At 41.8% G+C, this 2,015-nt stretch carries 2 protein-coding genes and 1 pseudogene; all 3 read left to right on the top strand.

The genetic code is table 11. From position 1 onward, the window contains the following. On the top strand, positions 1-681 hold a 681-nt coding region (locus tag B4K20_RS04330; protein WP_289282011.1), incomplete at its 5' end, for a TonB-dependent receptor domain-containing protein. Positions 682-806: 125 nt separating this feature from the next. Beyond that, complete coding sequence (locus B4K20_RS04325) at positions 807-1,526, top strand: PepSY domain-containing protein (protein WP_289282010.1); 720 nt, start codon at positions 807-809, stop codon at positions 1,524-1,526. Positions 1,527-1,567: 41 nt separating this feature from the next. Next, positions 1,568-2,015 (top strand): annotated as a pseudogene (locus tag B4K20_RS04320) (hypothetical protein); the annotation flags it as partial.

Below are 2,015 nucleotides of genomic sequence, written 5' to 3'. Positions count from 1 at the left end.
CTCGCAGGTTTTCACGAAGGGATGATTCCACTTAGTGCCGGTGAAAAAGATGGTACTGAGCCGGGTAAAAGTGACAACTATGAATTTGGTCTGCGCTTCAACCATGGCGTATTCTATGGTGAAGCCATTGCTTTCTATTCAGATTTCAGCAACCTGGTGGAGCAATGTTCAGTCGCCGTGCAATGTAGCAATGGTGCTGAGTCGGGTTCATACAGCGTTGGTGGTGCCAAAGTTAAAGGTCTTGAATTTCAAGCCGGGACTTTATTCACTGCGGGTGACTTCTTGATTCCTGTTGATCTGGCTTATACCTATACCGACGCCGAAACCACCTCCGGTGATGAATTTGCCAGTGGTCAGCAATTACAAAATATTCCTGAGAATATTTTCAGTATTCGGGTCGGTTTAGAGCACAATAATGGCTGGAATAACTATGCCGTCCTGAAGTATATCGATGAGACCTGTGTATCGATTGGTTGTAATAAATCTGACAGCCGACTAGATAAAAATGATGCATTGACTACAGTGGATCTGATTAGCCGTTATCAGTTTTCCAGGGGACCTGAAGTGTTTGTAAAAGTGGAAAACTTGTTTGATAGACAGGAAATCATTTCACGTAGCCCGTTTGGTGCTCGTCCGAATATCGAAAGAACGGTTTGGGCAGGATTAATAGTAGACTTCTAGTCTTTCACTTAAACCAAATAAAAAGGCAGTTTCGACTGCCTTTTTCATATCTGCTATCAGCGAAACTACAAATTTAAGTTCAATGCTGGCAAACTAAAAAATATTCTCAATTAAAGACTTCTCTCATGCACGGTAAAAGAAATATTGTCAGTGTCATCGTAATGACTATTTTGGCTATCATAATTTTGCTGAAAGTAATGAGTGGCTCACTTATCAATCATGCTGCACAACTCAAGCTCGACGAAATATACATTAATGAAGACTGGCTAATGTCTCATTACGGTATGGGGAAAATACAACCTGATGTCTCATTTCTCATTGATAACAAGATGTTTTCTCAGTTTGGTCATCAACTTTTTATTGATGCCAAACCATTAACGCATTTACAACGTCCTCTATTAGGTGGCATCAGCATGGAAGATATCATTGTTTTGACCACTGATGACGCATTGATTCTTCTGACTCGTGAAGGGGAGTTCATCGAAAAAATGGGCGCTGAAGCAGGCATTCCTGCCCCCATTCAAAATATCGGTCTTTATCATGGTGAGCCTGTTTTACAAACACGCCAAGCAATGTGGCGTAGTAACTTTATGCTGGATAAGTGGGAACCGATTTCATTACAAGGCGTCTCATGGAGTATGCCGCATCCTTTACCACAATCCGTGCATGATGCACTCAAACAATTTTTCTATGGTAAAGGCATCAGTGTTCAGCAACTTCTAATTGATATACATAACGGTCGTATCCTTGGCGATCTGGGTATTTGGTTAATAGATTTACTGGGACTCATGATTGTTTTCTTATCTCTGACAGGTTTATGGATGTGGGGTAGACGACAGGGGTAGTTTCTTGTCATGATGCCTTTAACAAAGGAGCCCAACATACGATGAGACAGGCAGATTTTCCCTATTTGCCAAAAGACTTTATTGAGACTGCTGAAGGTCTTATTTTTGCTGTGGTCAGCTATCACCCTCATCAACAAAAGATTGGCTGCTTTCTGCGGTATGTTCAGAATGGAGGTCAATGGCAAAAGATTGATACTGAACAAGCTAACCGTCTTTTGGATCGTCATTACCCACAGTACTTATTCAAATCCAAGCAGTTTGATGCAGAGTTTCATGCCGTCAAACCCGCTGATGTCACGGTTCATCATCAACCAGAACGCTGTTTAAAAACGCTTCTTGAACGTCCAGCTCACGATGAAATAGAAGAAAAATGTCACCGCCTGATCGAGATATTGTCGGGGTATGGAGTTGATACTAGCGCCTTAGGACTGACTGGATCTATGTTGATTGGCCAGCAAAAGAAAGGCTCAGATATTGATTTGGTCGTCT

Source organism: Methylophaga sp. UBA5088 (genome assembly GCF_002414625.1).
In the GTDB taxonomy this organism is placed as follows: Bacteria; Pseudomonadota; Gammaproteobacteria; order Nitrosococcales; family Methylophagaceae; genus Methylophaga; species Methylophaga marina.
The sequence above is the reverse complement of the archived record's forward strand: the minus strand, read 5'-3'. Positions and strand labels throughout refer to the sequence as shown.